Raw genomic sequence first — 25,812 nt, forward strand, 5'->3', positions numbered from 1 at the left:
GGCCCACGGTCTATTTTCGCAGAATTTTTACAAGTTGTTACCCTGTTCACACTGCGATACAGACAATGAGGAACGGCGCACGGTGGCGGTATTGGTAAAATAGGCACCCGACTCACCGTCCTTCCCGAGATCCCATGCGCACAGACACTCCGCAAACCATCTATCGCAAAGATTACACCCCGCCCGGCTTTCTGGTGGAAACGGTCGAACTTGGCTTTGATCTCGACCCGCAGCGCACCATCGTCGCCAGCCGCCTGACCATGACGCGCAATCCCGAGAGCAAGGTGCGCGCGATTGAGTTGCATGGAGAGAATATCGTCCTGGTGGCGCTGCGCATGAACGGCAAGACCCTGTCCAAGCGCGATTACCGCCTGGACGACAAGTTGCTGGTCATTCCGAATGCGCCCGATGAGGTCACTTTGGAAATCGAAACCCTGACCGCGCCCGTCAAGAACACGACCTTGAACGGGTTGTACGTGTCCAACGGCAACTTTTTCACGCAGTGCGAGGCGGAAGGTTTCCGCAACATCAGCTATTTCCCCGACCGTCCCGACGTGATGGCGAAATACACGGTGATGCTGCGCGCCGACAAGGCGACCTATCCGGTGCTGCTGTCGAACGGCAACCTGATCGAAGAGGGCGAGCTGGGCGATGGCCGCCATTTTGCCAAGTGGGAAGACCCGTTCAAGAAGCCGTCCTACCTGTTCGCCCTGGTGGCGGCGCGCCTGGTGTGCCAGGAAGAAACCTTCAAGCTGGCCGATGGCCGCTCGGCACTGTTGCAGGTGTGGGTGGAAGAGGGCAATCTCGACAAGACCGATTACGCCATGCAGTCGCTCAAGAACAGCATCCGCTGGGACGAAGAGCGCTTCGGGCTCGAACTCGACCTGGACCGCTTCATGATCGTGGCGGTGGGCGACTTCAACATGGGCGCGATGGAAAACAAGGGCCTGAACATCTTCAATACCAAGTTCGTGCTGGCCAATCCGCGCGTGGCCACCGACATCGACTACGCCGGCATCGAGGCGGTGGTCGGACACGAGTATTTCCACAACTGGACCGGCAACCGCATCACGTGCCGCGACTGGTTCCAGCTGTCGCTGAAAGAAGGCCTGACGGTGTTTCGCGACCAGGAATTTTCGGCCGATATGATCGGCACCGACAGCGGGCGCGCCGTCACCCGCATCGACCAGGTGCGCACATTGCGCCAGGCCCAGTTCCCGGAAGACGCGGGGCCGATGGCGCATCCGGTGCGCCCCGACTCGTTTGTGGAGATCAATAACTTCTACACCGTCACCGTGTACGAAAAAGGCGCGGAAGTGGTGCGCATGTACCAGACCCTGCTCGGGCGCGAGCTTTTCCGCAAGGGCATGGACCTGTATTTCGAGCGGCACGACGGCCAGGCCGTGACCTGCGACGATTTCCGCGCTGCGATGGCCGACGCCGGCGGGCGCGACCTGACCCAGTTCGAGCGCTGGTACAGCCAGGCCGGTACGCCGGTGGTGCGCGCCGAAGGCCGCTACGATGCCGATGCGCAGACCTACGAGCTGACCTTGACCCAACGCTGTCCGGCCACGCCGGGGCAGGAAAACAAGCTGCCGTTTCATATTCCGGTGGCCGTGGGCCTGCTGGGCGCCGACGGGCGCGACCTGCACCTGAACGTCGATGGACTCGATGCCGTCACCGCGGTGCTGGAACTGACCGAAGCAAGCCGCACCTTCCGCTTTTCCGGCGTGAAGGAAGCGCCGACGCCATCGATCCTGCGCGACTTTTCCGCGCCCGTGGTCCTTGAATACGATTACACCGATACCGAACTGCTGCACCTGTTCAGCCATGACAGCGACCCGGTCAACCGCTGGGAAGCCGGCCAGCGCCTGGCGATGGCGCGCCTGCTCAAGCTGACGGCGGCCGTGGCCAAGGGCGATACGCTTGAACTGGACACCACCTTCATCGAGGCGCTGCGCAAGATCCTGGCCGACGAATCGCTCGATGCCGCCTTCCGCGAACAAGCCTTGCTGCTGCCGTCGGAGAGCATGATTGCCGATCAAATGGACGTGGTCAATCCGCAAGCGATCCACCAGGCGCGCCAGTTCGTTCGGCGCACCATCGGCGGCGCGCTGCGCGCTGACCTGCGCGCCCAGTACGACGCCAACCAGACGCCGGGCGCGTACAGCCCCGATGCGCTGTCGGCGGGGCGGCGCGGCCTGAAAAACCTGGCCCTGGCTTATCTTGCGTCCACCTCCAGCGAAGACAGTATCGCGCTGGCGCAGGCGCAGTTCGACCACGCCGGCAATATGACCGACCGGGTCGCCGCGCTGGGAGCCCTGATCCATGCGGGCGCCGCTTCCGCGCAGGCGGCGCTGCAGGCTTTCTACGCCGACTTCGACAACGAGGCGCTGGTGATCGACAAGTGGTTCGCGATGCAGGCTTGCGCCCCGGCGACCGACGTGGCCGCGGTGCGCGCGTTGATGCGCCACGCGGCCTTCAACCTCAAGAACCCGAACCGGGCGCGCAGCCTGGTATTCACTTTCTGCGTCGGCAATCCATCGCAGTTCCACGCGGCGGACGGCAGCGGCTACGCGTTCTGGGCCGAGCAGGTGATCGCGCTCGACGCCTTGAATCCGCAGGTGGCCAGCCGCCTGGCGCGCTCGATGGACCGCTGGCGCAGGTATGCGCCGGCCTTGCAGGCGCCGATGAAGAAGGCCTTGCAAAAGGTCGCGGGCGTGAAAAAATTATCGAACGACGTGCGCGAAGTGGTGAGCAAGGCGCTTGCCAACTGATGCTGTCGTCAGCAAAGAACGTCAACAAACCAAAGGGAAGTGAATGAAACGCGTCAGTCTCACGCAACACCTGGTCGAAGAACAACGGCTGCATAACTCCATCCCGGCCGAACTGCGCCTGCTGATCGAAGTGGTCGCGCGCGCCTGCAAGACCATCAGCCATTCGGTCGGCAAGGGAGCGCTCGGCGATATCCTCGGCAGCGCCGACACCGAGAATATCCAGGGCGAAGTGCAGAAAAAGCTCGACGTGATCTCCAACGAGATCCTGCTCGAGGCGAACGAATGGGGCGGCCACCTGGCGGCCATGGCGTCGGAAGAGATGGAATCGATCCATCCGATCCCGAACCGCTATCCCATGGGCGAATACATGCTCCTGTTCGACCCGCTCGACGGCTCGTCGAACATCGACGTGAACGTCTCGATCGGCACCATCTTCTCGGTGCTCAAGGCGCCCGAAGGCATGGGCACGCCGACCGAAGCGGACTTCATGCAGGCCGGTAGCATGCAGGTTGCCGCCGGCTACGCCGTGTATGGCCCGCAAACCATGCTGGTGCTCACCACCGGCAATGGCGTGAACTGCTTCACCCTGGACCGCGAAATGGGCTCGTGGGTGCTGACCCAGCGCCACATGATGATTCCCGAGACGACCAAGGAATTCGCGATCAATATGTCCAACGCGCGCCACTGGCATGCGCCGGTGCAGCGCTATGTCGACGAGCTGCTGGCCGGCTCGACTGGCGTGCGCGGCAAGGACTTCAATATGCGCTGGATTGCGTCGATGGTGGCCGACGTGCACCGCATCCTGAACCGTGGCGGCATCTTCATGTATCCGGCCGATACGCGCGACACCTCGATGCCGGGCAAGCTGCGCCTGATGTACGAAGCCAACCCGATGGCGATGATCGTCGAGCAGGCCGGCGGCGCCGCGACCGACGGGCGCACGCGTATCCTCGATATCGCCCCGCACAAGCTGCATCAGCGGGTGCCGGTGTTCCTGGGATCGAAGAGCGAAGTCGAGCGCGTGAGCAGCTATCACGCCGAGTAAAAATGGTCTTTTTCACAAAAAAGTAAAAGAACGCGCATTCGCACTAGCAATTTTGCAGCGTTCTTTGCTAGAATACGCGTCTTCGCCGATTTAGCTCAGTTGGTAGAGCAGCACATTCGTAATGTGAAGGTCGCCAGTTCGATTCCGGCAATCGGCACCAAGTACATAGCAGCAAGTCAGAACCCGCACGCCTTACCGGCGTAGCGGGTTTTTTCTCGTTCTTTTGCCGCGGCGGGTAATTCGCTGCGATGCCTCACCGGGGCACGAGGGCGTGAAGTGTCGGCGCGAGCTTGATCGCACTGCCGAAGGGAATCCGGAAGAACGTTTTCCCGCCTTGGGCGCGGGTGGCACTTTTCCCCGATTCAAAACTGGTGATCATGCCCGACAGTAAGGTCGCGTTGAAGGCGGCGACTCCGAAGACCGTCGCCATCGTCGCGGTGATGGCGGTGATGATGACTGTCTTCTTGAGGTCTTTCATGTCGGCTTTGATCTTGGTTCCGGTTTGCTCGATATGGGCGAAACGCACGTCCAGCCGTTTTTCAAATTCCGCGCGCCGCTCCGCCTCAAGGCGGTCGCGCTCAATTTGCTGTTGGCGGCGCTCAGCCTCGAGGCGCGCGCGCTCGGCTCGTTGTTCAGCTCGCCATTCGGCTTCCAGGCGGTCGCGTTCGGCCCGCCGCTCCGCTTCCCGTTGGTCGCGTTCGGCCATCCGGGCATCGCGCTCGTCCATGCACATGATCAGCGTTTTTACATCCATGTCGATTGCCGAGACGCGCGCTTCCGTCCAGCCTTTTTGGGCTGCCAGACGTGCTTCGATCTCTTCGCGTGATAGGCCGTTCATTGGTCCATCATAGCGTCGCCCATGGGTGCGTCAAGCGCGCGCGTTTGAGGTGGCGCAAGCGCCGCCGGCGGGTGTCGCCAGCCCGGCTAAAGGCTGTCCATGGAGAAAAATAGTAGCGACAGGAGGTCTCAGCGCTGTTGCATGGACGGAAAGGTACGCGCAGCACGCGCCGCCAGCAGGTCGATACTGGCCTTGGCGCGCCGCAGCAGTTCAGGGTCGGGTTGCAAATAGCCTTCGATGGTGCTGATCTGCCCGCGAAAGTAGCCGCTATCCCATACATCCGGACCCGTCAGGGCATCGGCGTGCCGGATCAGACTGCGCAGGGCCATGTTTCCCCGCTCGCAGGGTTGAATCATGCAAACATCGCCATGGCACGGTCATGCGCGAGGCGGTCGGCGCGCGCGGACAGGTGTTCGTCCATCGCGTCGCGGATGTGCGCCGCCAGCCGCGCCAGGTCGCACAGCTCGGTCGCATTCCACCCTCCGGGCCGGTGCAAACGGGTGCCATCATGGCCGATGAAGTCGGCGCCCTGGGGACAGGTCACTTTCACCACCTGGTTGCCGGCCATCAGGCAATCGACCCGCGTCGCCGCCAGTTGCGTCAGCTCTTCATCGAAGCCTTCGCCGACAAACATCGTCAATTTCATACCATGCCACATTGTTTGCATTACCGTCATTCAGCGCGCTCCCCATATCGTTGAGACAGGTGATATATTAGTCTTACTAATGAATATTGTCAATAGTCCAACTGATATATTTCGCCAAAGTGTTGTTTGTTTGAGCATAAAACAGAAACCCCGCACACGGCGGGTTGGGGTTGCGGAAACAGGCAGGGCGCTCGGGGCAGGCTTGCTTGTTGGCCTCAGACGCGGCCCATCAGCGTGCGCGCTTCCTGCCGCACCACGCGTCCGACGATGATGCAGTCGCCGCCGCGGCAAGCACGCCGGTGGTAGGCCGGATCCGGATTCATGGATGCCAGATACCACTCGCGGCCGTCGCGCACGAGGCGCTTGACCACGGCTTCGCCCTCGAAATTGACGGCGTAAAACTCGTTGTTGATGGGCTTGGTATCGGCAATATTGATGACCACCACATCGCCTTCGATCATCAGCGGCCACATGCTGTCACCCTTGACGCTGATGGCCAGCAAGCATTGCGGCACCAGGTCGTTTTCCTCGATGAAGCGGCGCGGCAGGTCGATCGTGCTGTCGGACGGATCCTCCTGCGACGCCTCGAAGCCCATCACGCCGGCGCGCAGCGTCAGGCTGACCTTCTTGATGGGGATGTGCTCGGCCTGCTGCGCATCGACCGTGACGCGCTTGCCGACGATGCCGAAATCATGCTCGCGCGCCTGCGCCATGGCTATCGCATCCTTGGCGGCGGCAAAGTCATCGGCATGGGACGCCAGCGTCGAGCTGAACGCCGAGATCGGCACGCCCAGCAGTTTGGAGAACTTGATGGCGACGTCGATATTCAAGGGGATCTTCCCGTTGAGATATTGGTTCAAGGCGCTCTGGCCGAACTCCAGCTGGTTGGCGGCTGCTTCCTGGGACGCCGGCAGCCCTTGGCTGCGGCGCGCGTGTTGCCACTCAATGAAGAGTTGCTTGAGCTGCGCTGCTTCCGCGAGCTCGTGTTGGTTTAGGGGGAGGGCTGGCATAGCTCGCACAATATAAGGAAAACTAATAAACATCAATTAGTCCGACTGTTGACAAACATCATTAGTAGGACTAATATAGTGCCTATGAACTCAATCGCACACATCCGGGCCCGGCTCGGCGTTACCCAAGCCGTGATGGCGAAGGGGATCAATGTTTCTCAGGGCAATGTTTCCAACTACGAGCGCGGGCAATCCATGCCGCCCGACGTGGCGGCCCGGCTGATCCGCTACGCGGCGTCCGTGGGCTGCACGATCAGCCACAACGATGTGTATGCGTCGTCGCACGGCCGCGCGCACGGAGACGCCCGCCGGGCCTGATCCGGCTGTTCCGTTTTACCCGGTTTCACCCCAAGCCCAGCGCCATCGCCAGCAGCGATGGCGGCTGTACCCCCACGTCCGCGCCAGTGGCGCTCACTTCATCAAGGAAAACACATGACTGTTCTACCGGAACTCAATCACGAGGCACGCCAGGTGCTCGCCATGGCATGTGCCTGGCGCGACAGCCGCAATGCCACCTTCGCCCTGCGCGGCGTCACCGCCGAGCTGATGCAGCTGCGCCACCGCCTCGATGGCGACGCCCTGGCCGACGCCATCGACAGCTACTGGAGGACAGCATGAGAGCCCTCTGGATCGATGCACTGCGCGCCAGCATCGTCAGCGCCCTGGCGGACGGCCCCACGCAAGTGATTCCGCTGGCGCAGCGGCTGGGCGTGGACGCCGAACTGGTGCGCCAGCAATGCCTCCTGCTGTTTCGCGAAGGTGCTATCGCGCGTGATCCGCGCACCCGGCGCGCGCGCATGGTGTACAAGGCCGCCGCCAATGGGCAGGCCGCCGCCGAACACGACCCGCACCCGCTCCTGCACGTCCTGGCGGCCGAATGGAAGGGCCATCCTTTCCGCGATCCGCTGGTCGCCGCCCTGTTCGGTCCGGCGGGACAGCATACCAACCATAGCGCTATCTGATAGCGGTTCTGAAACGCGGTCATCCGCAACGGAGGTAATCAATGGCAGGAGAATGGATCAAGATGCGCACCAATCTGTGGAGCGATCCGCGCGTGTCCAGGCTGTGCGACCTGACCGGCAAGGCCGAAGCGACGGTGGTCGGCGCGCTGTACTGGCTGTGGGCCACGGCCGACGAGCATACCCGCAGCGGTCACATGCCGGGTCTGAGCATGGCTGGCATCGACCGCAAGACCGGCATCGACGGCTTTGGCGCGGCGCTGCTGGCAGTGTGCTGGATCGATGATACCGAAGGCGGCATCACCCTGCTGCGCTTCGACGAACATAACGGTTCCTCGGCCAAGAACCGCGCCACCACCGCGCGCCGCGTGGCCAGTCATGCCGCCGGCGTACGCGCCAGAACACAGGCCGGCGGCGCCGTCGCGACGGCACTGGCCGATGATGGCGGCGACGCTAACGCCGCCGCCGTTAGTGCCGCGTTAGCTAAAGAAGAGAAGAGAAGAGAAGATGTAAACAGCCTTCCCCCAACCCCGGCGGTTTCTTCAAGTCCGCTTGTTGCAACGCCGGCCAAACGGCGCGCGTCGGGTGCCGTCTCGCTCGCGGCCTACCTTGAGCAATGCAAGCTGGCCGACGACAAGCCGATCCGCGCCGACGACGCGGTGTTCGACTACGCGGCCAAGGTGGGCGTGCCGACCGACTTCCTGCGCCTGCAGTGGCTCGAATTCAAGGAGCGCTATAGCCTGGACGGCGCGAAGCAGTACAAATCGTGGCCCACCGTGTTCGCCAAATCGGTCAGGGGCAACTGGTTCCGCCTGTGGTACATCCAGCCCGACGGCGCTTACGCCCTGACCACCAGCGGCTTGCAGGCCCGGCGCCAGCACGAGGCGGGCGCTTGAGCCGGCCCCTTTTCAGCATCACTGCCGAACAGGCCGTGCTGGGCGCCATCCTGGTCGACAACGCGGCGCTCGACAAGATTGCGACCCTGCTCGAACACGATTTTTACCGCGCCGACCATCGCCTGATCTACGCCGAAATGGTGCGCCAGGTGATGGACAACAAACGCGCCGACGCCATCACCCTGGCCGATACGCTCAAGGAGCGCGTGGCCGATTGCCTGCCTTATCTGTTTGCGCTGCAGGCCTCTGCCGCCAGCGCGGCCAACGTCGCCATGCACGCCGCGATCGTGCGCGACCGCGCCATGCTGCGCGCGCTCGACGCCTTCGGGATGGAAGCGCAGACGGAGGCCAACGGCGCGCTCGAACCGGCGCGCGTGGTGCTCGACCGCATGGCGCACAAGCTCGATGCGCTGGCTCTGAACAAGGAAGAGGGCGCGCCGCTGCACAGCGCCGAGCTGCTGGGCGGCTATGTCGAACTGCTGACCCGGCGCATGGATGGCCTGGTGCGCGCGGTACCGACCGGCTTTCGCGACCTTGACCGCCAGCTCGACGGCGGCCTGGAACGCGGCACCCTGTCGGTGCTGGCGGCGCGCCCCGGCATGGGCAAGACGGCCATGGGCCTGGCCATGGCGCGCAACGTGGCGCGCGAGGGAGCGGCCCTGTTCCTGTCGATGGAAATGAACCGCACCCAGATCAGCGACCGCAATATCGCGGCGCTGGGCGGCATCCCGGTGGCGTGGCTGCGCAATCCGCACGCGGGCGACGCCGCCACCTGGGGCAAGGTAGCGGCGGCGTGCGCGGCGAACGGAGAACTGAACCTGTACGTGGACGATGCGAGCAGCCTGTCGATGCTGGAGATCCGCGCCAAGGCGCGCGCCGTCAAGCGCCGCCACGGCCTCGATCTGCTGGTGATCGACCAGCTCAGTTTCATCAGCGGCGGCAGCAACGAGAACAAGGCCTACGACATCGGCGAACACACGCGCGGCGCGGTGGCGCTGTCGAAGGAACTCGATTGCGCCGTGCTGCTGCTGGCGCAGCTGAACCGCGACTGCGAGAAGCGCCAGAACCGGCGTCCCATCATGGCCGACCTGGCGATGTCGGGATCGATCGAGCAGGATGCGGCCAACGTCCTGTTCCTGTACCGCGACGAGATGTACAACCCGCTCACGCGCGAGCGCGGCGTGTGCGAGGTCATCGCCGGCAAGCAGCGCCAGGGCGCCACCGGCACGGTCGGGCTGCATTACATCGGCAGCCAGACCAGGTTCGAGGATCTGCAGCACGCATGGCAGGCGCCATACCAGAGCGACGCCGGCGCCGCTCCACACCTGCGCGGTTTCGATTAAGCGGCTGCATGCACGTCACAGCCGCCGGCAAACCACCTACCAGGCCCGCACGCCCCGCATGGCGCGGCGGCGGGCCCGCCCACACATATATATGAGGAGTGCAGCATGATCGTTCAATCCAAGCACACGGCCCCCGTGGCACAACAGCCGGCGTCGCCGTTCGAGCATGCCATGTCGGTCTGGACGCGCTGGATCGCGCTCAAGGACAACCAGGTTTCGCAAGGCTGGGGCCATCCGCAGGACACCAAGGATTTCATGCGCGCCGGCGAAGCGGTCGAGGTCATGATCAACGACCTGCCGCGCGTGGAATGGTGGGCTGTGCGCAAGGCGCGCGGGGTGGCCACGGTGTGGCGTTTTCCCGATTTGTCGCTGCCTGATGCACTGGCGCGCGCCGAACAAATCCTCACGCCAAAAATGAGAAATCACATTGCCACGCGCCGCTTCTTCCATTAGTATGGTGGTGTTAGATGTGATTTCTGCGTCAGAAGCGACGGCAGTAAAATCACCCTGACGCACAAGGCCCGCTCCGCAAGGACAGCGGGCTTTTTCGTTTGCGCGCGCGCTTTTCGGCGCCGCGTTTTTGAACCACAACACGGATCGACAGGTAAATCATGGGCATGGAAGCGATGGTATCGGCGGTGCTCTGGCCCCTGACCGCGGGACGCGTCTATTTGGACGTCGCCCCCTCCGGCGCGGTGCGGCCGTTCATCACTTTGCGCGCCGCTGGCGGCACGCCCATCACGTTCCTGGACGGGACCATCCCTGCCAAGGAGATCGTGCGCGTGGAGGTCTCCGTATGGGGCAGCGGGCGCGCGGACGCCGCTGACGTGGGCAAGAAGGTGGAAGACGCCCTGCGCGCCGCCACGGCCCTGCAAACGACGGTGCTCACCGGCCGCAGCGCCATCATCGACAGCGCGACCCAGATACCCGTCATGCTGCAGGAATTCGAGATATTCGTCTGACACGGCGCCGCAGGGCGCCAGCACTTTGCCCGCAAGGGTCACAACCGACCGCCCACGAGGCGGTTTTTTCATGCCCTCACGGGTCAACTATATCGGTCGACATCGACCGGAAAGGCACTATCTTGGCCGTATCTCTCCCTAATGGCATCGTTCTCGCTCTGGCAACTGCGTATGCCGCACCCATCGCCGTTACCGCGGCAAGCAACGGCGCCGAAGCCGTCCTGACGGTGGCCAATGCCCTGGTCGCCGGCGACTACGTCGAGTTCAGCTCCGGCTGGAGCCGCGCGAATGGCCGCGTGTTCCGCGTCAAGGCGCCGACCCCGACCACCATCGTGGCCGAAGGACTGGACACCACGTCCACCTCGCTGTTCCCGATCGGTTCGGGCGTGGGCACGATCCGCAAGATCAATAGCTGGACCCAGATCACCCAGATCATGGGTTGCACCAGCTCGGGCGGCGAGCCGCAGTACCAGACCTACTCTTTCCTGGAGCAGGACTTCGACAGCCAGATTCCGACCACCACGTCGGCCCAATCGCTGGCCCTGGAAATCGCCGACGATCCGTCGCTGGCCGGCTACCAGGCGTTGAAGAACGCGTCGCAAGCGCGTAACCCGACGGCGCTGCGCGCCACCCTGCCGGCTGGCGGCTTCATTCTCTACAACGGCGTGTTCGCCTTCGACGAGACGCCATCGCTGACCAAGGGCAGCCTGATGGCCGTCAAGGCCGGCATGGCACTGCAAGGCCGTCCGGTCCGTTACATCGCTTAAACACCTTGTTGTCTGTGGCCCGCTCTGGCGGGTCTTTTACGCCCCCGGCTTGATCCCTGGGGGTCTTTTTCTCTCTGAAAGCAAAAAATGACCAAGACAAACGCCAAACAAAAATTCTCCCTGAACGTCGCGCCGACCTTCAAGGCGCCGGTGACGATCACGATTCCCGGCGGCGGCGAAGCTGACATCATGTTTACCTTCAAGCACCGCACGCGCGACGAATTCAAGGCCTTCACCGAAAGCCTGAAAGCAAGCGCCGATGCCGACGACGGCACCAAGGGCGACGGTCCCAAGGATACCGACGTGCTGCTCGACATCGCCAGCGGCTGGGACCTGGACGATCCGTTCGACGCCGTCTCGCTCGACAAGCTGGTGCAGCGTTACATGGGCGCGGCCCAGGCCGTTATCGGCGCCTACTTCGGCGAACTGACGGGCGCGCGCGCAAAAAACTGATCGCGCTTGCAGAGCACCTGTACCGCACAGCCCCGACCGCCGACGAGTTGGAGGCGGCCGGGCTGACGGCGCAGGACTTTGCAGGCGAAGCGGTCACGCCCTGGCCGGACAACCTGGCAGCGTTCTCGCTGTTTCAGTTCATGCGCACGCAGTGGCGCATCGGGATGGCCGGGCCGACCGGCCTGGACTACGGTGTGCTGTTCCGCAAGATGGACCGGATGGGCTTGAGCCCGGACGAGTACGACCAGCTCGAGTGCGACATCCAGATCATGGAAGTGGCCGCACTGAACTGTATTTTCGCAAAAACCTAGCCGCCTTCGGGCGGCATTTTTATTTGGACTTCCCATGCCGGACATCACGAACAATACCACCATCAAGCTCGACACGAGCCAGGTGGAAGCGGGTCTGAAGAGGATCGACGAGGCGCTGGCCAGGACCGGCCGCAACCTCGAGAACCTTGGCGATGGCGACGGCATGGGCAAGCTGGGCGAGGATGCCCAGGCCGCCGCGGCCGCGTTCTCGGCGGGCGCCGGGACCGTTTCCGACGCGGTGGAAAAACAGAGCGCGTCGATGGCGGACTTCGCCGGCAAGCTTGGCGAGGTTACCAGCGCCAGCGAACTGTGCGCCGAAGCCCTGCTGGCGGTCAGCGCGGCGGCCGCGCCGCTGCTGGTGCAGTTGAACGGCGCCGCGCAAGCCACGTCCTTTCTCGATGGCGTGCTCGGCAAGGCCAAGGCATCGCTGATCGGCTTGGGTGTCAGCCTGCTTGAGAAGGTCTCGTTCGAGGCGATGGTCGAGGGCATCAATGCCGCGATCACCGGCCTGGCCGACCTGGACGACATGGCGCAGCGCACCGGCGCGTCGGTCGAGACGCTCTCGCGCATGCAGAAGGTAGCGCAAATGACGGGCCAGGAATTCGGCGAAGTCGACCGCGTGCTGTCTCGCCTGGCGGGCAATATGGGCGGGGTGGGCGAGGGCGCGGACAAGGTCAAGGATGCGCTCAAGCGATTGGGTGTGTCGGCCACGGAGGCGTCGGGTGAACTGCGCGACCCGGCCGAGGTGCTGATCGAGGCGACCACCAAGCTGCAGGGCTATTCCGAGAGCGTCGCCAAGACGGTGCTCCAGCAAGACTTGCTGGGCATATCCGGCGCCAAGCTCAAGCCTTATCTGAACGATGTGGTCGAGCATATCGGCAAGTTTTCCGGAACGAGCGAAGCGTCCGCCGCCGCGGCGACGGCGTTCAACCAGAACATGGGCAAGCTGCAGGTACACCTCGGCGAACTGGGCACGTCGGTGGCCGAGAATCTGCTGCCGTCGCTGAACAGGCTGTTGGAGAAGGTGAATGAGCTGGCCTCCAGCGAGGAATTCAAGACGTTTCTGAAAGTCGCAGGCGCGGGTGCCCGGCTGTTTGCCGTTGGCGTCGAGATCCTGGTATCCGCGCTGGTCGCAGCGACCAAGATCGCGGCTGGCTTTGCCACCGCGTTTGGCGCCGCGCCCGCGCTGTGCGGCATGGCGGGCAAGGGCTTGTCCGCACTGACGGGTCTATTTACTGACTCCTCGGCCGCAATCAGCACCAACGGCGGCTTGTGGTCGACGCTGGACAAGAACCTGGGCGATGTCGCGGAGTCGACCGAATCGGCCAGCGCTTGGCTGGACAAACTCCAGGTCGCCGCAGTCGAGGTTCTCACCGCATTCGGCGCATGGCAGATCGGTACCTGGCTGCGCGAGGAATTCGAGATCGTGCGCATTGCCGCCCTGGCTTTCGTGGGGGATGTTCTGGTCGGATTCGACTATATTTCTTCCAACAGCAAGAAGGCTTTTCTTTACCTGGAAACTGCCTGGTCATATTCCCTCGGCAACATGTCGGTATCCTTTGCCAGTTTTGGCGACTGGATCGCTAACGGGCTGGGCAAGATGGGAGCGAAGCGCATCGCGGGCGAAGTGCGCGAGTATGCAAATTCCTTGCGCGCAACGGGCGCCGAGCACCACGCCAATGCCGCCAGCGCGCTCAAGTCCGCTGCAGCGGAGACCGAGGCGTACGAGGCGCGCAAGACATCGACCCAGGCGCGGATCGACGAGATGATGCAATTCGAGCGGCTCAAGGGAAAAATTGTCGAGCCCACCTCCGGCGGATCCGAGCCAAAGCCGCAAGTGCCGGCACCGGTTGTCAAGACCGGCAAGTCGACAGAGGCGAGCGATTACAGCAAGATAACGGCATCCATCCGCGACAGGATCGCGGCAAGCGAACTGGAGCTGAAAACCAGCGAGAACGCGACCGAAAGCGAGAAGCTGCTGCTCAAACTGCGACAGGATCGTGCTGTTGGCACGGTCGTGTTGACCGATAAGCAGATGGAATTGGTCAAGGCGCAACTGGCCGAGCTTGGCGCGAAGGAAAAGCTGCTCAAGTTGCGTGCGGCGGAAAAGGATGTGGGCGACTACATCGAGCAGAGCACGGCGGCCCGGGTGGCCTCGACAAAATCGCTTGCGCTGGAATACAGCATGTACGGCAAATCGAGCGATGCGCGCGAGCTGGCCAATGTGGCGGTGCGCTCGGAAGCCGAGCTGCAGAAAAAGCTGACGGACATGCGCAAGGAAGACAAGCCGATCACCGACGACATGCTCGAACGGATGCGTCGGGAAAAGGACTTGCGCGACGAGATCGAAACAGCGACGCTGGCGCAGACCAAGGCGCTCGCCTATGCAAGCACCTTGGCCGGCGAAAACCAGCGCTTCGCGGTCGAGTCGATTCTCGATGAGCGCGAGCGTGCCGCCGCCCTGCTGGAAATCGAGGCCGACACCTGGCGCGAGCGGATCGCGCTGGCCGGTGAAGGCACCGATGCGCAGAAAAAGCTGCAAACGCAGTTCGACCAGTGGTACAAAAACCAGTCGGCCAAGCCGATGATCGAGGAGTGGAAGAAGACTGTTCAGCAATATGAAGAGCTCTTCCACAAGGGATTCACCGATACGCTGATCAACGGCAAAGAGGGCTGGAAGTCGTTTACGAAGTCGCTGGTCTCCACGTTCAAGACCACTGTCGCGGACCAGATCTACAAAATGTTCATCAAGCCGATCGTGCTGCAAATGGTCGGCAATATGGTCGGTGGCCCCGGCTCAGGTGGGACGGGCGGCTTTGATTTTTCCAGCGCCGGACAGTCGATCTACAAAGCGTTTTCCGCAGCGGCGTCCAGCGGGGGCGGCTTGGTCAACATGGGGAAAACGTTCTTCACGACGTTGCGCGGGACTCCTGCGGTTTCCACGCCGCCTGTGGGCCACCATGTGATCCCTGGCGCTACGGAGCCAGTCACTAGCGGCACCCCAACTCCCACCACGGGCGGCGGCTTAAGCGCCTCTAATGGCACCATGTCCATCGCGGGCTGGATTGCCGCGGGCATGGCGTTGTCGAAATCGCTCTATGCGAAGGGCTGGGATGCGCAGAACGGGTCGATCAGCTCGGTGGGCCCGGTGGCACCTTTCAATGCGCCAATGCTGCACCTGAACAAGGGGCTGCAAAAACTCGGGTTTGACAACACCACGGCCAATATGCTTTCGGGCGCCTCCACCGTGTCGCGCCTCTTCGGCCGCAAGAACCCCGAGGTGAAAGACTTCGGCATCGAAGGCACGTTCGGCGCGTCCGGGTTCGATGGGAAGACGTACCAGGACATCCTCGAAAAAGGCGGCATCTTGCGCAAAAGCAAGCGCTACACGAAGGATGGGGCGCTCGACGCCGCCAGTGAAAGCACCTTCGACGGCACGATCAAGAACCTGATGGCGGCCGTGAAAGGCTTTGGCGCGCAGTTGGGCATTGAGGCGACGCAGATCGACAGCTACACCAAGTCGATCAAGCTCGCCCTCACCAGCGACGAGGCCAAGAACAAGGAATTGATCGTGTCCCTGTTCGGCGACATCGGCAACGAGCTGGCCACCTTGCTGCTGCCCACGATTGCAGGCCTGGGCAGGGATGGCGAAACGGCGGCGGCGACGCTGCAGCGCATCGCGACTGAATTCGTCGCCATCGATGCCGCTCTGGCCTCGGTGGGGGACGCCTTTGGGGCGGTCGGCATGGGTTCGCTGGAAGCGCGCCAGCGCTTGCTCGACCTCAGTGGCGGCATGGAATCATTCGGCAAGGATATCGCCTTCTTCGGCCAGAATTACCTGACCGAATCGGAACGCCTGGCGCCGGTCGCCAAGACGGTCGAGGCGGCGCTCGATAGCCTTGGCATGTCCCAGATCAAGACCCGCGACCAGTTCAAGGAAGCGATCCTCGGCACGCGCGATGCGACGGGAGAACTGGTGGGGGGCCTGGACCTGACCACCGAGGCCGGTGCCAAGGCTTACGCCGGCCTGATGAACATCCAGGAAGCGTTCGCCCAACTGCATCCGGCGGCCCAGAAAATCGCCGACAAGCTGCGCACGCCGGACGACATCAAGGCCGAGCGCGATGGGTTGAATGATCAGATCGATGAACTGACGATGACGCCTGCCGCGTATAGCGACAAGCAGCGTATAAAACAGCGTGCCAAAGACGCTGAGCTGATCGATCCGAGCAACAGGGATCTGTTCGACCAGGTGCAGAACGGGCGCATCGCCGATGCGGCGAACAAGAAGATGTTTGCCGACGCCGAGAAGCTCGCCAAGATCAGCCAGGGCATTCAGGATCAGATCGACACCTACGAACGAGCAAGCATGACGCCCACGCAGGTGCGTGAGCGTGAAATCGCCGGGATGGACAAGAGCACGGTGGAGCTGTACGACTCCCTGGCAGCGCTCAAGCAGTCGGCGACCGCGGCCGATGCGCTGAAATCGGCCAACAAGAGCATTCAGGACCAGATCGACACCTACGAGAAAGCGAGCATGACGCTCGTGCAGGTGCGCGACCGTGAAATCGCTGGGATGGACCAGACCACGGTGAAGCTGTATGACTCCCTGGCAGTGCTCAAGCAATCGTCGGCCGCGGCCGATGCCCTGAAATCGGCCAACAAGGTCATCCAGGACCAGATCGACAGCATGCTCAGGGCACGCATGACGCCGGACCAATTGCGCGCCGAGGACACCAAAGGCATGAAGCAGGAGACCATCGACCTGTACGACAAGCTGGCCGCCATGAAGCTGGCGGAGCAGCAGGCGCAGGCCACGCGCCAGGCCGAGGAGGTGCGCCTGGCGGACCAGAAACGCCTGGCCGAAGAAGCCCAGCGCGCAGCGGAACAGTTGCGCGATGCCTGGAAGTCGGTCACCGACGCCATCTTGGACGAGGTCAAGCGGCTGCGCGGCTCGATCGATGACGCCTCGGTGAACTCGGTGGCGCGCGCCCAGTCGGCCTTCACCGTCGCCACCGCGCAGGCGCGCTCGGGCGACATGGACGCGAGCAAGATGCTGCCGAGCCTGTCGCAGAAACTGATCGAGCTGACCGAAGCGAACGCGACCTCGCTGCTCGAACTGCAGCGGGTGCGCGCACAGACGGCGGCCAGCCTGGCCGTCACCGGCGCGCTGCTCGGCGCCACGATGGGCTTGAATGCGCCGCAGGCAGGCCCCGCCGCCGCGCCGAACGCGCAGGGCGGCATGCCGAAGGCGGGCGCGTATCAGCCGCCGATGCAAGTGCCGCAAAACTGGGGCTTGCAAGGCGGCGCGGGTGCCAATCCGGATGCCCAGAGGCTGCAGGCCGAGGTGGAGGCGCTGCGCGCCGAAACGCGCGCCACGGCCACTCATACCGCCAAGCTGGTGTCGATGCTGAGCCGATTGATTGTCGATGACGTACTGAAAACAAAGGAGACCGCATGAGCGGAATGAAGGTCATTAAACCGACCACCATCAGCGGCGCGATGCTCACCAGCAGCAGCGTGGCCGAACCGGATGTGGGCGAGACGGTGTGGAATCCGGCCACCAGCTACGGCGCCGGCGCCGTGGTGATCCGCACCACCACCCACATGAAATATGAACGCGTCGCCGCCGGCGCCAGCGCTACCTTGCCGGAGAACGATAGCGTCAACTGGCTGCCGGCCGGACCGACCAACAAGTGGGCGATGTTCGACCGCAAGATCGGCACCACCACCAAGGCCGGCGCCAGCCTGACGGTGGTGATGCGGCCGGGCGGTATTTCTGGCCTGGGCATGCTGGAGCTGATCGGGCGCGAAGCGATCGTCACGCTGCGCGATGCGCCAGGCGGCAAGGTGGTCTACAACCGCACCATCAATCTGGACGGCACCTTGATCACCAGCGTCTACGACTGGTTCTTCCTGGACTACGAGCAGCTGAGCGACTTCGTGCTGACCGACTTGCCGCAGCATTACTCGGCGGGCGAACTGAGCGTGCAGCTCAAGGGCACCACCGGCGTGGCGGTCGGCGTGCTGCAAGTGGGGCAAGTGCTGGCGATCGGGCGCACCACGGGCGGCTCGACCGTCGGCATCATCGACTACAGCCGCAAGGAGAAAGACCGGTTCGGCAACTTCGATGTGGTCGAAGGCGCCTTCAGCAAACGCGGCACCTTGCAGGTGGTGACCGAGGCGTCCGAATTCAACAAGCTGTTCCGCTCGCTGGCGGCACTGCGCGCGATTCCCTGCATCTACATCGGCACCGACCAGATCGGTTTCGAACCGATGATTAATTACGGCTTCTACAAAGACTTTTCGATGGTGGTGGCCTATCCGCACCACCACCTTTGCAACCTTGAAATTGAAGGACTTTCCCAATGACGATCACTGCCATTCCACCACTGGACCGCACCGCGCCGACATTTCGTGCCGACTGCGACACCTACTTCGCCACCAGCATCCCCAACTTCACCACGGAGATCAATGCGCTGGCGACCGACCTGAGCGGCAGACAGGACATCGCCAGCAAGGCCGCCATCAACGCGGCCACGTCTGCCGAGACCGCGACGAAAAAGGCCGCGGACGCCGCTGGCAGTGCGAGCAGCGCCGACACCAGTGCGGTCAACGCCGCCACCAGCGCCGCCAATGCGCTGGCCTCGGCCGGCACCATCGGCCAGGCTGCCGCCTTTTCCGATGCTAATCCGGTGGTCAAGGGCAGCACCGATCCGACCAAGCAGCTCAAGATCGAGTGCGACATGCTGATCCCGGCCGGCTCGACCGTGACGCTGACGGCACCGGCGGTCAGCGGAACCATTGCGACGCTGAGCGACCTGCAGGAGCTGATGCGCTCGATGGTGTTCTACGACAATGGAGCAAGTACCGCAGTCAATTACGCCAATGGTGGCACCCAGCGCGTGGCGCCGGCCTCGGGCGCAAAGACACTGAGTTTTACCAACTGGCCCGCCGCCGGGAAGCAGGCGGTGCAGTTTCTGGAGCTGGTGAACATCGGCCTCGGCGGTACACCAGCCTGGCCTGCCGGCGCGCGCTTCATCCGCAACGATGGCGTGCTCCAGCCGACGGCCGGCGCGGCAAATATCAACTGGCAGGGGAGCGGCACCGATTATGTGATGGTATCGACGCGCGACGGCGGCACCACGCTGATCATTTCCGTTCAGCGGGGTTGAGCATGACACCGATCGATGCGCAACGTGCCTTGTTCTACGGGAAGCGCTCACGTACGCTCGTGACCCAGACATTCACCAGCAGCGGGACGTGGTACGCCCCGTTGACAACGACACGCCTGGAATCATTGACTGGAAAAGGTGGTGATGGCGTCCCGGGAGGAGGTTCTTATCGTACTGATCCAAACTCGATTGTCGCCATTGTGCAGACCACTTCTGGTTCAGGCCCAACAGCGGGGATCGCTCGTTGGGAGCAACTCGCGCCATACGCAAACGCGGCGGTGAACGCACTGAATGCCGGGAACAGCACTTATTCAGGTGTTGCCATTTCTCAATGGACCACGCCGGGATTTAGCTACGGCATCTATCCTGGCACCGTGATTACTGTCACAGAGCCTGTGATACCAGGTAGCGCGGTATGGACCGCCTCTGGCTCAGCAAGCAGCAGTGGGCCGATTTCGAGTAATGGGGGCCTGACTCTGCGGTGGGAAACACCGTATCCGGCAACGACCGGGCAGGCGACCGTGGCATTTGGCATCAGCTTCCCGGGTGGCCTTGGCGGTGGGGCCAATCCGGTCGTTTACGGCGCCATGGGGGTTTCACCGGGTTACGGATATGCGTTCACAGTACCCCCTGGCGGGTCTATCAGCTTCACCTACTATTTTTAACGGCTAGCCATATTGCTGCGCTTTCCATGACTGCTCCTGCAATCGACTGCGTTTGCCTCCCGCCGCCGCGCGCGCTAATTCAACCGGATCAATTCCATGACCAATAGTCCACAACGCATCGTTGATATGCGCATTCCCCTCACCTGGTTGCTGACCTCCGCGTCAACCATACTTTCCCTGCTATGCCTCACCCTGTGGACGGTTGCCGGCCAGTCCAACAAGCTCGAACAGATCGCCGGCACCAGCGCCAAGATGGAAAAGCGGCTCGACGATCGCGACGAGAAGACCGAGGCCATGCGTGAACGCATGTTCAACTTCGACCGCACCACCGACAACCTCAAGCTGCGTGTCGATGCGCTGGAACGGGCGCGCAAATGATCCTGCTCGATGACTGGCGCGCCGTGCTCGCCAAAGCCTGGAGCCTGAAATTCACCGCCGCCGCCGGCCTGCTCGGCGCCGCCGAAGTGTATATCGCCATCGCCCAGCCAGCGGGCGTGCCGAACGGCGTGTTCGCCGGCATCGGTGCGCTGGTGTCGGTGCTGGCCTTCGTGGCGCGCCTGATGGCGCAGGAGGAACTGCGCGATGGCCAGCATTAAGCAGCGTGCCGGCTGGTGCGCGATCGCGGTGACGATGGTCGGCGGCTTCGAGGGCTTGCGCCTGGCCGCCTATGCCGATCCGGTCGGCATTCCCACCATCTGCTTCGGCGAAACGAAGGGCGTGCGCCTCGGCCAGCGCGCCACGCCCGCGCAGTGCCAGGCCATGCTGGCCGACTCGCTGGCCATTGCCAACCGCGCGGTCGACGCCTGCATCCGCGCGCCCCTGGGCGATTACCGGCGCGCCGCGCTGGTCTCGTTCGCCTACAACGTCGGGCAGGAAAACTTATGCGGCTCCACGCTGGCGCGCAAGATGAATGCCGGCGATGCACTCGGCGCCTGCAACGAATTTCCACGCTGGAACCGGGCGAAGGGTATCGTCTTGCCTGGCCTGACCAGGCGCCGCGCCACCGAGCAGGCGATGTGCCTCGGGGCCTTGCCATGAACGCGCTCTTGTGGAAACCCATCGCGGCGGTCCTGCTGCTGGTGCTGGGCATCGCCTGCGTGGCCAGCGGCACCGGCTGGTTCCTGGCGCGGCGCGAGCGCGACCTCGCCCGTGCCGAGCTGTCGGCCGAACGCGACAAGCGTGCCGCCTGCGGTGCGGCGCTCGACCAGCAAAATAGCGCGCTGGCGGAACTGGCCGAGCAGAAAGCAGCCGCCGACCTGCGCGGACTGGCTGCCCAGCAAGTCGCCGCTGCCCAAGGCAAGCGTTTCGACCAGGCGCTGGCGCAGGTGCGCACTGCCAGGGCCACTACCTGCACCGAAGCCATGCCTGCCGTCAACATGATCCTGGAGTCCATCCGATGAGTTCACCTTCCTTTCCTGCTGGCACGCGCCTGCTTGCACTGGCGATGCTGACGGGGGTGCCGATCGCGCTGGCCGGATGCGGCACCGCAACGCAGGCGATGCACACCGTCCGCGTGCCGGTGCGCTCGCCCTGCATAGTCGCGTTGCCGGCGCGCCCGCTGTTCGCTACCCAAACCCTCATGCCGGACGCCAGCGACGGCGAAAAGGTGCTGGCCATCGCGCGCGACCTGCCGCTGCACCTCAAGTACGAGAGTGCACTCGAAGCCGCCATGGTAGCCTGCCTGTAAGCGGCCGGCTTGCGGCCATCCCGCGCCCGCCTGCCACCGCATCCGCACCATCTTAAGCCTGCGCCGACCTGCGTCAATAACGCACGTTTGAGGCAGCGCAAGGCGTCCCGCATCCTCCCTCTAAAACGATGCCTTCTGGCATGCATTGCAACTCTGTTAGTCAGCGCACGGTGAACGACGAGTAATCGTTATATTTTTTGTATTCGGCGTCATCCAAAGCGCCACCACCCGCGCTGGTATAAAACTTTTAGAGGAATGGATCATGGACAATCAGAAATCGAATGGCGGCAACGCAAGCAATATGGGTAACGAAGGTTCGGGCAGCAGCATGGGCAAGGATCTGGGCGCTGGCCGCAGCGATGGCAACCAAGGTAGCGATAATAAAGGCAGTGATCTGAGCAAGAGCGCGAGCGAGCTGCACAACACCATCGACAAGGCAGCCGAGGCTGCCCAGCCTGTGGTCGACCGCCTCGCTTCCAGCGCGCACGCCGGCGTCGACAAAGTCAGCGGCGCCCTGAACGGCGTCACCGGCCGCATGGATGAAAAAGCGCGCCAGCTGACCGACGCCTATAAAAACTTCGCAGAAACCGGCCGCGACTATGTTCGCACCAGCCCGGCGACCTCGGTCCTGGTCGCCCTCGGTGTCGGCTATACGCTCTCGAAACTGCTGGGCCGTCGTCACTAATCAGCGCTCGTGCGCTGGCATGGCCCGGACGGCGCACGCCGCCCGGGTCAAGCCCGTACGTCCCCACACTCCCGTTTTGATCGTGTCGCTACCGTGCCCATGCCGGTGGTGTTGCATTCCCGCGCCGGTCGCTCGTCACACATATTCTAATTGAGGTATTTCATGGTCACACGCAAGAAAACGGGCGCCACGGAAGATGGCGCCGGTTCCATCCTGAGCACCGTCTCCGGTCCCTCCAACGCGCAGCCTCCCGGCAGCCTGGGCAGCAGCGATCCGATCGCCGAACAGTTGCTCCTTAAAACCGTGGCCGGCCAACAGCTCGCCGCCGCGATGCCATTCAACCCGAACAAGCCAGCCGAGTACGGCGAGGCGGCGCGCACGCCGCCGCCGGGCGCCACGGCCGAGCCATCGACCCCGTCCGCCACCGGCAGCACCAGCACCGAAACCATCGCGTCCAGCAAGCTCGGTGCCGGCGTCGCGCCGCTTGGTGCCAACCCGACCGTGGGACCGCTCGACCGCGTGCGCGTCGACGGCGGCGGCCAGCGCCTGACCACCAACCAGGGCGTGCCGATCGCCGACAACCAGCATTCGCTCAAGGTTGGCCTGCGCGGACCGACCGCGATGGAAGACTTCATCCTGCGCGAAAAACTCACCCATTTCGACCACGAGCGCATTCCCGAGCGCGTGGTGCACGCGCGCGGCTCCGCTGCCCACGGCTATTTCGAGAGCTACCAGGACTTGAGCGGCGTGACCCGCGCCTCGCTGTTGGCCCAGCCCGGCAAGCGCACGCCCGTGTTCACCCGGTTTTCGACCGTCGCCGGCGAACGCGGTTCCTCCGATACCGTGCGCGATGTGCGCGGCTTCGCCGTCAAGTTCTATACCGATGAAGGCAACTGGGATCTGGTCGGCAATAACATGCCCGTCTTTTTCATCCAGGACGCCATGAAGTTTCCCGACCTGGTGCACTCGGTCAAGCCCGAGCCGCACCACGCCATGCCGCAAGCGTCGAGCGCCCACGATACCTTCTGGGACTTCGTTTCCCTGATGCCCGAATCGACCCACATGCTGCTGTGGCAAATGTCGGACCGCGCGATTCCGCGCAGCTACCGCACCATGCAGGGTTTCGGCGTGCACACCTTCCGCCTGGTCAATGCGGAAGGCGAATCGGTGTTCTGCAAATTCCACTGGACCCCGCTGCAGGGCACGCACTCGCTGGTCTGGGACGAAGCCGCCAAGCTGGTCGGCGCCGATCCCGATTACCACCGGCGCGACCTGTGGGAAGCCATCGACAGCGGCAATTTCCCCGAGTGGGAACTGGCGCTGCAAATTTTCACCGAAGAGCAGGCTGAATCGTTCGCTTTCGACGTGCTCGATCCGACCAAGCTGGTGCCTGAGGAATTGGTGCCGCTGACGCCGGTCGGCAAGATGGTGCTCAACCGTAACCCGGATAACTTCTTCGCCGAAACCGAACAAGTGGCCTTCTGTACCGCCCACATCGTGCCCGGCATCGATTTCAGCAACGATCCGCTGCTGCAAGGGCGTATCCATTCCTACCTGGATACCCAGATCAGCCGCCTGGGTGGCGCCAACTTCCACGAAATCCCGGTCAACGCGCCAGTGGCGCAGGTGCAGAACAACCAGCGCGACGGAATGCACCGCCAGGCCATCCACCGTGGCCGCGTGAATTACGAGCCGAACTCGCTGGCCGGCGGATGCCCGTTCCAGGCTGGCATGACGTCGGGCTTTACCAGCTTTCCGCAGACGATTTCGGAAGACAAGGTGCGCGGCAATCCGGAACTGTTCGCCGATCACTATTCCCAGGCGCGTTTGTTCTTCAACAGCCAGAGCCCGGTCGAACAAGCCCACATCGCCGCCGCCTTCCGCTTCGAGCTCACGCGCGTGCAGACGCCGGCCGTGCGCGCGCGCGTGCTGGCCACCCTGGCCAATGTGAACCCGGTCCTGGCTGGCGCCGTTGCGGGCGGCCTGGGCATGGAGGTGCCGCCGCCGCTGCCGCTGGCGACCGACCGTCCGATCCCCGAGTACGAGCCGTCGCCGGCCCTGTCGCTGCTCAGCCGTCCGGGCGAAACCGGCATCCGCACGCGCAAGGTGGCCGTGCTGGTCGCCAACGGCGTCGATGGCGCCATGGTGCGCGCCATCTACAGCGCGCTGCTGGAAGAGGGCGCCGTGCCGCGCGTGGTGGCCAGCCAGCTGGGCAAGGTCAAGACCAGCGACGGCGCCACGCTCGACGTGGAAATCACGCTCGAAGCCGGACCGTCGGTGCTGTATGACGCGGTGGTCGTGCCCGATGGCGACGCCGTCACCGTGCTCGGGCGCGATGCGCATGCGCTCGACTTCGTGCGCGAGCAGTATCGTCACTGCAAGCCGATCCTGGTGGTGGGCGCCGGCGCTGCGCTGCTGAAAAAGGCGGGCGTGCCGCCGGCGCTGCCGGATGGCTCGGCCGACCCGGCCCTGATCGGTACCGAAGCCGGCGCACTGGCGCCGGCGCTGGCCGCGTTCAAGAAGGCGCTGGCCGGGCACCGCTCTTTCGCGCGCGAAACCGATCCGCCGAAAATCTGAGCGCACCGACCAAAAAAACGCCAGCAATGCTGGCGTTTTTTTTGGTCCGGGAAGCGCGTTGCGGATCAGCGGAAGGTGTCGTACTCGCTCTTGCGGCGACGCGACATGAAACCGATCAGGCCCAGGCCGGCCAGCAGCATGACATAGCTTTCCGGTTCTGGAACCGGGGTGGTCGGCACCTGGAAAGCGGTCTTGCTCAGGTCGCGCGCGAAGATGGTCAGGCTCGAGTAATCGGCCAGCTTGCCGCCCGGGTTGAGCGCGTTCAGGGTCCAGCTGCCCGTGCTTTTCGCGCCGGCGCCGAGGGCTTCGTTATCGAACAGCCAGGCCGCGCTGCCGCCGCCGCCGTGCATCGCAAACACCAGGTCCAGCTTGACATTGTTCTTGACGTCGCTGTTCGCGACAGTCCACGAACCATGGCGGCCGTCAAACTTGTCGAAGGTGAAAGTCAAGCTGGCGCCGAGCTTGCTGGTCGTGATCGCAACGCCATTGTCAGCCTTGCTGTCGAAGGCGGCGATCGAGGTCCAGCCCTGCTGCGAGCCGTACAGTGCAAAGTCGCTGGCGAAACCGCTGCTGCCGCCTTTGGTGGCGTTGCCGCTCTGCGGATTGACGCCGGCGGCATAGTCGACCGCATCGGCGCTCACGCCGCCCAGGCTGACATCATTTTTGGTGGTGTTGCCGGCGCTACCGCTGGCAGCCGCATGCGCGGTGGCGGCGAACAGGACGGACGAGCAAAGAACTGCGCCAAAGCTTATCGTTTTTGCAATGTTTTTCATGTCGTTTCCGATGACTGAGAAATGGATGGAGAAGCATTGCAGGGGTTAGGCAGCGCTTGATGCAAATGCAGTAGGTCAGGACAGATAGTACCGCAGGTATTGATTAGATTCAAGAAGGAAAGTTATATTAATGCAATTCAACTGATAAATATACAACTTTCATGCGCAATGAGCTTGAGATTGCATCATGTTGCCCGCCCGCGCTTCCCGGCGAATCGGGCTCAACGGCGGGCGACGTGGCCT

28 protein-coding genes and 1 tRNA gene are annotated in these 25,812 nt (G+C 63.4%); 24 read left to right on the forward strand and 5 right to left on the reverse strand.

Annotated features, from left to right (window positions below):
- The first annotated feature begins 134 nt into the window (after positions 1–134).
- From pepN to F2P44_RS05880, 3 genes are all read left to right on the forward strand, one after another.
- On the forward strand, positions 135–2,777 hold the full coding sequence (pepN, locus tag F2P44_RS05870; RefSeq protein ID WP_167085786.1) for an aminopeptidase N: 2,643 nt from the start codon (positions 135–137) through the stop codon (positions 2,775–2,777).
- A gap of 43 nt (positions 2,778–2,820) precedes the next feature.
- Positions 2,821–3,822: a class 1 fructose-bisphosphatase gene (locus F2P44_RS05875; protein ID WP_167085787.1), complete on the forward strand. Its 1,002-nt coding sequence runs from the start codon at positions 2,821–2,823 to the stop codon at positions 3,820–3,822.
- Between the two features lie 84 nt (positions 3,823–3,906).
- Positions 3,907–3,982: transfer RNA gene (locus tag F2P44_RS05880), tRNA-Thr, on the forward strand.
- A 93-nt stretch (positions 3,983–4,075) separates the two neighbouring features.
- On the opposite strand, the gene F2P44_RS05885 is transcribed toward F2P44_RS05880, so the two are convergent.
- From F2P44_RS05885 to F2P44_RS05900, 4 genes are all read right to left on the reverse strand, one after another.
- A complete protein-coding gene (locus F2P44_RS05885) occupies positions 4,076–4,660 on the reverse strand; it encodes a hypothetical protein (RefSeq protein ID WP_167085788.1) in 585 nt (194 codons plus the stop codon).
- Positions 4,661–4,788: 128 nt separating this feature from the next.
- Complete coding sequence (locus tag F2P44_RS05890) at positions 4,789–4,989, reverse strand: hypothetical protein (RefSeq protein WP_167085789.1); 201 nt, start codon at positions 4,987–4,989, stop codon at positions 4,789–4,791.
- Positions 4,990–5,012: 23 nt separating this feature from the next.
- Complete coding sequence (locus tag F2P44_RS05895; RefSeq protein ID WP_167085790.1) at positions 5,013–5,306, reverse strand: hypothetical protein; 294 nt, start codon at positions 5,304–5,306, stop codon at positions 5,013–5,015.
- Positions 5,307–5,521: 215 nt separating this feature from the next.
- Complete coding sequence (locus F2P44_RS05900; protein ID WP_308609986.1) at positions 5,522–6,349, reverse strand: LexA family transcriptional regulator; 828 nt, start codon at positions 6,347–6,349, stop codon at positions 5,522–5,524.
- A 51-nt stretch (positions 6,350–6,400) separates the two neighbouring features.
- Between F2P44_RS05900 and F2P44_RS05905 the strand changes: the two genes are divergently transcribed.
- From F2P44_RS05905 to F2P44_RS06005, 21 genes are all read left to right on the forward strand, one after another.
- Positions 6,401–6,634 carry a helix-turn-helix domain-containing protein gene (locus F2P44_RS05905; protein WP_167085792.1) on the forward strand — a complete coding sequence of 78 codons (234 nt, stop codon included), beginning with the start codon at positions 6,401–6,403 and terminating at the stop codon, positions 6,632–6,634.
- A 114-nt stretch (positions 6,635–6,748) separates the two neighbouring features.
- A complete protein-coding gene (locus F2P44_RS05910) occupies positions 6,749–6,934 on the forward strand; it encodes a hypothetical protein (RefSeq protein WP_166873514.1) in 186 nt (61 codons plus the stop codon).
- The gene (locus F2P44_RS05915) at positions 6,931–7,278 is read left to right on the forward strand and encodes a hypothetical protein (RefSeq protein WP_167085793.1); all 348 of its coding nucleotides are present in this window, start codon (positions 6,931–6,933) and stop codon (positions 7,276–7,278) included. The genes F2P44_RS05910 and F2P44_RS05915 overlap by 4 nt, the downstream gene beginning before the upstream one ends.
- A gap of 41 nt (positions 7,279–7,319) precedes the next feature.
- On the forward strand, positions 7,320–8,171 hold the full coding sequence (locus tag F2P44_RS05920; protein WP_167085794.1) for a hypothetical protein: 852 nt from the start codon (positions 7,320–7,322) through the stop codon (positions 8,169–8,171).
- Positions 8,168–9,514 (forward strand): replicative DNA helicase, encoded by a 1,347-nt coding sequence (locus F2P44_RS05925; RefSeq protein WP_167085795.1) that lies wholly within the window; start codon positions 8,168–8,170, stop codon positions 9,512–9,514. The genes F2P44_RS05920 and F2P44_RS05925 overlap by 4 nt, the downstream gene beginning before the upstream one ends.
- A gap of 105 nt (positions 9,515–9,619) precedes the next feature.
- Positions 9,620–9,967: a hypothetical protein gene (locus F2P44_RS05930; RefSeq protein WP_167085796.1), complete on the forward strand. Its 348-nt coding sequence runs from the start codon at positions 9,620–9,622 to the stop codon at positions 9,965–9,967.
- A 173-nt stretch (positions 9,968–10,140) separates the two neighbouring features.
- Positions 10,141–10,476: a tail completion protein gp17 gene (gene gp17 / locus F2P44_RS05935; RefSeq protein ID WP_267877585.1), complete on the forward strand. Its 336-nt coding sequence runs from the start codon at positions 10,141–10,143 to the stop codon at positions 10,474–10,476.
- Between the two features lie 122 nt (positions 10,477–10,598).
- A complete protein-coding gene (locus tag F2P44_RS05940) occupies positions 10,599–11,243 on the forward strand; it encodes a phage tail protein (protein ID WP_167085798.1) in 645 nt (214 codons plus the stop codon).
- Positions 11,244–11,330: 87 nt separating this feature from the next.
- Positions 11,331–11,696 carry a phage tail assembly chaperone gene (locus F2P44_RS05945; RefSeq protein WP_167085799.1) on the forward strand — a complete coding sequence of 122 codons (366 nt, stop codon included), beginning with the start codon at positions 11,331–11,333 and terminating at the stop codon, positions 11,694–11,696.
- 47 nt (positions 11,697–11,743) lie between these two features.
- Positions 11,744–12,007, forward strand: a complete 264-nt coding sequence (locus tag F2P44_RS05950) for a DUF1799 domain-containing protein (protein ID WP_229423404.1) — start codon at positions 11,744–11,746, stop codon at positions 12,005–12,007.
- Between the two features lie 34 nt (positions 12,008–12,041).
- The gene (locus F2P44_RS05955; protein WP_167085800.1) at positions 12,042–17,468 is read left to right on the forward strand and encodes a hypothetical protein; all 5,427 of its coding nucleotides are present in this window, start codon (positions 12,042–12,044) and stop codon (positions 17,466–17,468) included.
- Positions 17,465–18,379, forward strand: coding sequence for a hypothetical protein (locus F2P44_RS05960; protein WP_167085801.1), 915 nt, complete (start codon positions 17,465–17,467; stop codon positions 18,377–18,379). The genes F2P44_RS05955 and F2P44_RS05960 overlap by 4 nt, the downstream gene beginning before the upstream one ends.
- Positions 18,376–19,182 (forward strand): hypothetical protein, encoded by an 807-nt coding sequence (locus F2P44_RS05965; protein ID WP_167085802.1) that lies wholly within the window; start codon positions 18,376–18,378, stop codon positions 19,180–19,182. Before F2P44_RS05960 ends, F2P44_RS05965 begins: the two co-directional genes overlap by 4 nt.
- A gap of 2 nt (positions 19,183–19,184) precedes the next feature.
- Positions 19,185–19,847 (forward strand): hypothetical protein, encoded by a 663-nt coding sequence (locus F2P44_RS05970; RefSeq protein WP_167085803.1) that lies wholly within the window; start codon positions 19,185–19,187, stop codon positions 19,845–19,847.
- Between the two features lie 96 nt (positions 19,848–19,943).
- Entirely contained in the window at positions 19,944–20,225 is a 282-nt protein-coding gene (locus F2P44_RS05975; protein ID WP_167085804.1) for a hypothetical protein, read from the forward strand.
- Positions 20,222–20,443 (forward strand): DUF7940 domain-containing protein, encoded by a 222-nt coding sequence (locus F2P44_RS05980; RefSeq protein ID WP_167085805.1) that lies wholly within the window; start codon positions 20,222–20,224, stop codon positions 20,441–20,443. Before F2P44_RS05975 ends, F2P44_RS05980 begins: the two co-directional genes overlap by 4 nt.
- Positions 20,430–20,885 carry a lysozyme gene (locus F2P44_RS05985; RefSeq protein WP_167085806.1) on the forward strand — a complete coding sequence of 152 codons (456 nt, stop codon included), beginning with the start codon at positions 20,430–20,432 and terminating at the stop codon, positions 20,883–20,885. The genes F2P44_RS05980 and F2P44_RS05985 overlap by 14 nt, the downstream gene beginning before the upstream one ends.
- Positions 20,882–21,247, forward strand: coding sequence for a hypothetical protein (locus F2P44_RS05990; RefSeq protein ID WP_167085807.1), 366 nt, complete (start codon positions 20,882–20,884; stop codon positions 21,245–21,247). The genes F2P44_RS05985 and F2P44_RS05990 overlap by 4 nt, the downstream gene beginning before the upstream one ends.
- Complete coding sequence (locus tag F2P44_RS05995) at positions 21,244–21,534, forward strand: hypothetical protein (RefSeq protein WP_229423405.1); 291 nt, start codon at positions 21,244–21,246, stop codon at positions 21,532–21,534. Before F2P44_RS05990 ends, F2P44_RS05995 begins: the two co-directional genes overlap by 4 nt.
- Positions 21,535–21,796: 262 nt before the next feature.
- Complete coding sequence (locus F2P44_RS06000; RefSeq protein ID WP_229423406.1) at positions 21,797–22,219, forward strand: ElaB/YgaM/YqjD family protein; 423 nt, start codon at positions 21,797–21,799, stop codon at positions 22,217–22,219.
- 162 nt (positions 22,220–22,381) lie between these two features.
- Positions 22,382–24,796: a catalase gene (locus tag F2P44_RS06005; protein ID WP_167085808.1), complete on the forward strand. Its 2,415-nt coding sequence runs from the start codon at positions 22,382–22,384 to the stop codon at positions 24,794–24,796.
- Positions 24,797–24,861: 65 nt separating this feature from the next.
- On the opposite strand, the gene F2P44_RS35375 is transcribed toward F2P44_RS06005, so the two are convergent.
- Positions 24,862–25,569: a PEP-CTERM sorting domain-containing protein gene (locus F2P44_RS35375; protein WP_229423407.1), complete on the reverse strand. Its 708-nt coding sequence runs from the start codon at positions 25,567–25,569 to the stop codon at positions 24,862–24,864.
- Positions 25,570–25,812 lie beyond the last annotated feature (243 nt).

The sequence above is a fragment of the Massilia frigida genome (assembly GCF_011682175.1).
Classification (GTDB): domain Bacteria; phylum Pseudomonadota; class Gammaproteobacteria; order Burkholderiales; family Burkholderiaceae_D; genus Telluria_A; species Telluria_A frigida.

What these genes read in the sequence shown, in the direction of transcription:
- pepN (WP_167085786.1), top strand. Translation starts at nt 135, where the DNA reads ATGCGCACAGACACTCCGCAAACCATCTATCGCAAAGATTACACCCCG.
- F2P44_RS05875 (WP_167085787.1), top strand. Translation starts at nt 2,821, where the DNA reads ATGAAACGCGTCAGTCTCACGCAACACCTGGTCGAAGAACAACGGCTG.
- F2P44_RS05885 (WP_167085788.1), bottom strand. Translation starts at nt 4,660, where the DNA reads ATGAACGGCCTATCACGCGAAGAGATCGAAGCACGTCTGGCAGCCCAA.
- F2P44_RS05890 (WP_167085789.1), bottom strand. Translation starts at nt 4,989, where the DNA reads ATGGCCCTGCGCAGTCTGATCCGGCACGCCGATGCCCTGACGGGTCCG.
- F2P44_RS05895 (WP_167085790.1), bottom strand. Translation starts at nt 5,306, where the DNA reads ATGAAATTGACGATGTTTGTCGGCGAAGGCTTCGATGAAGAGCTGACG.
- F2P44_RS05900 (WP_308609986.1), bottom strand. Translation starts at nt 6,349, where the DNA reads ATGTTTATTAGTTTTCCTTATATTGTGCGAGCTATGCCAGCCCTCCCC.
- F2P44_RS05905 (WP_167085792.1), top strand. Translation starts at nt 6,401, where the DNA reads ATGAACTCAATCGCACACATCCGGGCCCGGCTCGGCGTTACCCAAGCC.
- F2P44_RS05910 (WP_166873514.1), top strand. Translation starts at nt 6,749, where the DNA reads ATGACTGTTCTACCGGAACTCAATCACGAGGCACGCCAGGTGCTCGCC.
- F2P44_RS05915 (WP_167085793.1), top strand. Translation starts at nt 6,931, where the DNA reads ATGAGAGCCCTCTGGATCGATGCACTGCGCGCCAGCATCGTCAGCGCC.
- F2P44_RS05920 (WP_167085794.1), top strand. Translation starts at nt 7,320, where the DNA reads ATGGCAGGAGAATGGATCAAGATGCGCACCAATCTGTGGAGCGATCCG.
- F2P44_RS05930 (WP_167085796.1), top strand. Translation starts at nt 9,620, where the DNA reads ATGATCGTTCAATCCAAGCACACGGCCCCCGTGGCACAACAGCCGGCG.
- gp17 (WP_267877585.1), top strand. Translation starts at nt 10,141, where the DNA reads ATGGTATCGGCGGTGCTCTGGCCCCTGACCGCGGGACGCGTCTATTTG.
- F2P44_RS05945 (WP_167085799.1), top strand. Translation starts at nt 11,331, where the DNA reads ATGACCAAGACAAACGCCAAACAAAAATTCTCCCTGAACGTCGCGCCG.
- F2P44_RS05955 (WP_167085800.1), top strand. Translation starts at nt 12,042, where the DNA reads ATGCCGGACATCACGAACAATACCACCATCAAGCTCGACACGAGCCAG.
- F2P44_RS05960 (WP_167085801.1), top strand. Translation starts at nt 17,465, where the DNA reads ATGAGCGGAATGAAGGTCATTAAACCGACCACCATCAGCGGCGCGATG.
- F2P44_RS05965 (WP_167085802.1), top strand. Translation starts at nt 18,376, where the DNA reads ATGACGATCACTGCCATTCCACCACTGGACCGCACCGCGCCGACATTT.
- F2P44_RS05970 (WP_167085803.1), top strand. Translation starts at nt 19,185, where the DNA reads ATGACACCGATCGATGCGCAACGTGCCTTGTTCTACGGGAAGCGCTCA.
- F2P44_RS05975 (WP_167085804.1), top strand. Translation starts at nt 19,944, where the DNA reads ATGACCAATAGTCCACAACGCATCGTTGATATGCGCATTCCCCTCACC.
- F2P44_RS05980 (WP_167085805.1), top strand. Translation starts at nt 20,222, where the DNA reads ATGATCCTGCTCGATGACTGGCGCGCCGTGCTCGCCAAAGCCTGGAGC.
- F2P44_RS05985 (WP_167085806.1), top strand. Translation starts at nt 20,430, where the DNA reads ATGGCCAGCATTAAGCAGCGTGCCGGCTGGTGCGCGATCGCGGTGACG.
- F2P44_RS05990 (WP_167085807.1), top strand. Translation starts at nt 20,882, where the DNA reads ATGAACGCGCTCTTGTGGAAACCCATCGCGGCGGTCCTGCTGCTGGTG.
- F2P44_RS05995 (WP_229423405.1), top strand. Translation starts at nt 21,244, where the DNA reads ATGAGTTCACCTTCCTTTCCTGCTGGCACGCGCCTGCTTGCACTGGCG.
- F2P44_RS06000 (WP_229423406.1), top strand. Translation starts at nt 21,797, where the DNA reads ATGGACAATCAGAAATCGAATGGCGGCAACGCAAGCAATATGGGTAAC.
- F2P44_RS06005 (WP_167085808.1), top strand. Translation starts at nt 22,382, where the DNA reads ATGGTCACACGCAAGAAAACGGGCGCCACGGAAGATGGCGCCGGTTCC.
- F2P44_RS35375 (WP_229423407.1), bottom strand. Translation starts at nt 25,569, where the DNA reads ATGAAAAACATTGCAAAAACGATAAGCTTTGGCGCAGTTCTTTGCTCG.